6 protein-coding genes are annotated in these 5,050 nt (G+C 68.3%); all 6 read right to left on the reverse strand.

The window, feature by feature from the left end:
• Window positions 1-4: 4 nt before the first annotated feature.
• Complete coding sequence (gene guaA / locus M3C25_RS12925) at window positions 5-1,603, reverse strand: glutamine-hydrolyzing GMP synthase (protein WP_259857178.1); 1,599 nt, start codon at window positions 1,601-1,603, stop codon at window positions 5-7.
• A 34-nt stretch (window positions 1,604-1,637) separates the two neighbouring features.
• A complete protein-coding gene (locus M3C25_RS12930; protein WP_259857180.1) occupies window positions 1,638-2,108 on the reverse strand; it encodes a DUF3817 domain-containing protein in 471 nt (156 codons plus the stop codon).
• On the reverse strand, window positions 2,098-2,997 hold the full coding sequence (locus M3C25_RS12935; RefSeq protein ID WP_259857182.1) for an SURF1 family protein: 900 nt from the start codon (window positions 2,995-2,997) through the stop codon (window positions 2,098-2,100). Before M3C25_RS12935 ends, M3C25_RS12930 begins: the two co-directional genes overlap by 11 nt.
• Before the next feature lie 32 nt (window positions 2,998-3,029).
• Window positions 3,030-4,166 (reverse strand): GuaB3 family IMP dehydrogenase-related protein, encoded by a 1,137-nt coding sequence (locus tag M3C25_RS12940; RefSeq protein WP_259857183.1) that lies wholly within the window; start codon window positions 4,164-4,166, stop codon window positions 3,030-3,032.
• Window positions 4,167-4,238: 72 nt separating this feature from the next.
• Window positions 4,239-4,637, reverse strand: a complete 399-nt coding sequence (locus M3C25_RS12945; RefSeq protein WP_311200550.1) for a mycothiol transferase — start codon at window positions 4,635-4,637, stop codon at window positions 4,239-4,241.
• A 22-nt stretch (window positions 4,638-4,659) separates the two neighbouring features.
• Window positions 4,660-5,050 (reverse strand): CatB-related O-acetyltransferase (locus M3C25_RS13225; protein ID WP_259857185.1); only part of this gene is annotated, 391 nt, incomplete at its 5' end.

A 5,050-nucleotide genomic window follows, 5' to 3' on the forward strand; every position in this document is an offset into this window, starting at 1 on the left:
CGGCTCACTCCCACTCGATGGTGCCCGGCGGCTTCGAGGTGACGTCGAGGACGACGCGGTTGACCTCTTCTACCTCGTTGGTGATGCGGTTGGAGATTGTGGCGAGCAGATCGTAGGGCAGGCGCGTCCAGTCCGCAGTCATCGCGTCTTCGCTGGAGACCGGGCGCAGCACGATCGGGTGGCCGTAGGTGCGGCCATCGCCCTGCACACCGACGGAGCGGACGTCGGCCAGCAGCACGACCGGGCACTGCCAGATCTCAGCATCGAGGCCGGCGGCGGTGAGTTCGGCGCGGACAATCGCATCGGCTTTCCGCAGCGTCTCGAGGCGGTCCTTCGTCACCTCGCCGATGATCCGGATGCCCAGGCCGGGGCCGGGGAACGGCTGCCGGGAGACGATGACCTCGGGCAGGCCGAGTTCGCGGCCGATGGCGCGGACCTCGTCCTTGAACAGGGCGCGCAGCGGTTCGACGAGCGTGAACTGCAGGTCCTCGGGCAGGCCGCCGACGTTGTGGTGGCTCTTGATGTTGGCAGTGCCCGATCCGCCGCCGGATTCGACGACGTCGGGGTACAGGGTGCCCTGGACGAGGAACTCGATCTCCTCACCGGATCCGTCAGCGGCGTTCTCGCGGGCTTCGAGGACGAGGTCGGCGGCGGCGTTTTCGAAGGTGCGGATGAACTCGTGGCCGATGGCCTTGCGCTTGTCCTCCGGGTCGGTGATGCCGGCGAGCTGGCCGAGGAACTGCTCGGAGGCGTCGATGGTGACCAGGCGGATGCCGGTGGCGTCGACGTAGTCGTTCTCGACCTGGGTGCGCTCATCCTGGCGCAGCAGTCCGTGATCGACGAACACACAGGTGAGCTGATCGCCGACGGCCTTGTGCACGAGGGCTGCGGCGACTGCTGAGTCGACGCCGCCGGACAGTCCGCAGATGACCTTCTTGTTCCCGACCTGCTCGCGGATCAGCTCGACCTGCTCGTCGATGACGCTGGCTGGTGACCAGTCGGAGGTCAGGCCTGCGACGCGGTACAGGAAGTTGCGCAGCACTTCCTGGCCGAATGCGGAGTGCATGACCTCCGGGTGCCACTGCACGCCGGCGAAGCGGCGCTCGGGGTTCTCGAACGCAGCGATCGGGGCGCCTGCGGTCGAGGCCAGCACGGTGAAGCCGTCTGGGGCTTCGGTGACGGAGTCGCCGTGGCTCATCCACACGGTCTGGGTCTCCGGCTGCCCGGCCAGCAAGGTGCCGGGTTCGGTCACGGTCAGCTGGGTGGAGCCGTATTCGCGGCGGTCGGTCTTGGCGACCGTGCCGCCGAGGGAGGTCGTCATGATCTGGAAGCCGTAGCAGATGCCGAAGATCGGCACCCCGAGGTCGAAGACCTCGGTATCGAGTGCGGGCACTCCCTCACCGTAGACCGAGGACGGCCCACCGGAGAGCACGATCGCCATCGGCTTGCGTGCGGCGAACTCCGCGGCCTTCGCGGTGTGCGGGATGACCTCGGAGTACATGCCGGCTTCGCGGACGCGGCGGGCGATGAGCTGGGCGTACTGGGCGCCGAAGTCGACGACGAGAACGGGTGGCACCTGCGTTGCGGTGGGTGTCTGGGTCATGTGCTCAATCCTAATGTGCTTGGCGGGTGCGGGATCAGCCCTCGACAGGGGCGACGACGACGGCGGCGTCGAGTTCGTCCTGGACGCGGTGGTGGACGCGGCGCTCGAGGATGAAGGACATGACCGGTACGACGCCGGCCAGCGCCAAGACCAGCAGCCGGCTGAGCTTCCAACGCATCGTCTGGTTCAGCCACAGGCAGGAGATGAGGTAGACGACGTAGCACCAGCCGTGGCTGATCGCGATCGCGGCGGCGAGGTTGAAGTTTCCGATCATCAGCGCCTGGGACACGTCGCCGTTCATGATGAGCCCGACGATGATGTACTTGTAGATCATCTCGACGGTGAGGATGAGCAGCAGGGTGCCGGTGATGATCGCCATGACCCGGTAGAAGCGCGAGGCGTTGAGCGCTGAGGTGTAGCGGCTGTAGAGCCAGACGTTGTCATCGGAGAGGTCGGGCCGGGCGTCGTCGGGGTGCTGGCGGGCATCATGGGGGTCAGTGACCATCGGTGTCCTTCATCGGGTGCTGCTGAGGCTGAGCGGCCTGGCCGGTTCCCTTGGCTCCGGCGGGCTTGACGACCACATAGTCTACTGTCTTCCCCGCCGCCGCGCGCTGCTGGGCGAGGTGGGCGTCGCGCAGTAGCCGCCACCAGATGTAGAAGGCGAAACCGGCGAAGAACAGCCATTCGAGGGCGTAGACGCCGGACTGCAGGTCGAAGCCGCCGGATTCGTCGGCGCTCAGGTGCACGCGGGTGAGGCCGTCGACCGCTGCCGAGGCGCCGGGCCCGGAGTCCTGTTCGGGGAACAGATAGCCGGAGTAGGTGTAGATGTCGAAGAGGTTGACCAGCTGGGAGGTCGACACGGTGCGCACCTGCCCGGGCGGCAGTCCCTCGGTCGATTCCGGTCCTTCGATCGGGCCGAGCCGGGCGGTCATCTCCACCGGGCCGTCATGGGCGCGCGAGCTCATCGCCGCCTCTTCGCTCTCCACCCAGCCGCGCACCACCGGGATGGCGATCGGGCGGGTCTCATCCGCCTCGGCGGCAGCCGGCAGTCCTGCCGCCTCACCGAACCGGGCATCGTCGGGGACGAACATCGTCACTACCCAGAAGCCCTCCGTGCCGTCGTGGTAGCGGCCGGTGACCGCGACCTGCGCATCGGGCAGGTAGTGGCCGGTGAGCTTCACCCGCTGGTCGGCGACGAGCCCGGGCTGCGGGACCTGGGCTTGGACGACCTCATTGAAGTCCTTGACGATATCGATTTCCTGGGAGCTGATGGCGTCGTTCTTGTGCTGGGCGCGGTTGAGCTGCCAGTAGGACAGCCCGACGAAGGCGGTGGCGAGCAGCAGGACGAGGGCGAGGAAGCCCATCCAGCGTGGAGTGAAGGCGAGTCGGAGCATACGGATCGCTCAGCGCTGTGCGGCGCGCCGGCTCAGAAGCCCGCGATCTGCGGCTGGTATGGGGAGACGACGACGTCGACGCGCTGGAACTCCTTGAGATCCAGGTAGCCGGTCGTCGCCATCGCCCGGCGCAGCGCCCCGGCGAGGTTGACTTCGCCGATCGCGGTGTGGCCGGGGCCGAAGAGCAGCTGTTCGAGCGGGGCGACAGTGCCGATGTCGACGCGGCGGCCGCGCGGCAGCTGCGAGTGGTGGGCCTCGGCACCCCAGTGGCAGCCCTTGCCGGGGGCCTCTTGGGCGCGCGCGAGCGCGGAGCCGAGCATCACGGCGTCAGCGCCCATGGCGAAGGCCTTGATGATGTCACCGGAGGTGCCGAGTCCGCCGTCGGCGATGACGTGGACGTAGCGGCCGCCGGATTCGTCCATGTAGTCCCGGCGGGCGGCGTGCACATCGGCCAGTGCGGTGGCCATCGGGGCGTGGATGCCCAGGGTCCTGCGGGTGGTGGCGGCTGCTCCCCCGCCGAAGCCGACGAGCACACCGGCGGCACCGGTGCGCATGAGGTGCAGGGAGGCGGTGTAGGTTGCAGCGCCGCCGACGATGACGGGCACGTCGAGTTCGTAGATGAAGCGCTTGAGGTTGAGCGGTTCGGCGTTGGAGGAGACATGCTCGGCCGACACGGTGGTGCCGCGGATGACGAACAGGTCGACGCCGGCGTCGACGACGGTGCGCCAGTACTCCTGCGTGCGCTGTGGGGTCAGTGCGCCGGCGACGGTGACGCCTGCTTCGCGGATCTCGGCGAGCCGGGCGGTGATGAGCTCTTCCTTGATCGGCTCGGCGTAGATCTGCTGCATCCGCTCTGTGGCCTGTTCGGCCGGCAGCGTGGCGATCTCGTCGAGGTAGGGCTGCGGGTCCTCGTAGCGGGTCCACACGCCTTCGAGGTCGAGCACGCCGAGTCCGCCGAGCTTGCCGAGCGCGATGGCTGTGGCCGGGGAGGCGACGGAGTCCATCGGGGCGGAGATGAACGGGATGTCGAAGTGATAGGCGTCGATCTGCCAGTCGAGGGAGACGTCCTGCGGGTCGCGGGTGCGCCTGGCCGGGATGATCGCGATGTCATCCAGGGAGAAGGCCCGCAGGCCGCGCTTGCCTTTGCCGATTTCGATTTCGCTGCTCACACCTCCAGGGTATCGCAGGCCCCAGACGCAGCTCTCATCGGCTGTTCAGGCACGCAGCCGGCGCTGCTGTGGTCAGTCGCCGGTGGCGCCGTCGAGGTGTTCGCGGATGAGGTCGGCGTGGCCGAGGTGACGGTTGTACTCCTCGATCATGTGCACGAGCATCCAGCGGATGCTCCACGGCTCGCCTTCGCGTGGTGGTGCGGCAACGGGCGCGGACAGGTCGGTGATGCCTGCGGTGATCCCACGCGAACGGGCGGCGGTGTCGGTGAACAGGGCCCGCGCCTCGGCGGCGGGGATCTCGGCTGCGAGGTCCCAGTCCCAGTCGCTGCTGTCCTCCCACGGTGCGGTGTCCCACGGCGCGGCGGGCGGGCGGCCGGCCACACGGTGGCCGAACCAGTAGTCCTCGACGAAGGCCATGTGGGTGAGCAGCCCGGCCAGGGTCATCGTCGACGGTGCCAGCGGCGTGCGCAGCGGCCGGCGGTGCGATGTTCGCTCAGTCGGTCATCGTGGCTGCCAGCTCGGCGAGCTGCTGGGGTGTGCCGGTCATGATCGCGGCGGCGTGTGCCGTGATCTGCTCGATCGGCCAGTCCCACCACCGCACGCGGCGCAGCAGGTCGACCTCGTCTGGTGTGAAGCGGCTGCGGATGTGCCGGGCCGGGTTGCCGGCCACCACCGCATAGGTTGCGACATCGCCGGTCACCACCGACCTCGCGCCGATGATCGCGCCGTCGCCGATCGTGACGCCGGGCAGGATCATCGCCTCGCGGCCGATCCACACATCATTGCCGATCGTCGTGTCACCGGCCTGTTCCAGGCTCGTGAAGTGGGGTTCCCCGCAAGTTGTGGACACGTGAACCACATCACGCAGCCTGCGTAGACGCTTC

Source organism: Brevibacterium luteolum (genome assembly GCF_025147615.1).
GTDB classification, from domain to species: domain Bacteria; phylum Actinomycetota; class Actinomycetes; order Actinomycetales; family Brevibacteriaceae; genus Brevibacterium; species Brevibacterium luteolum.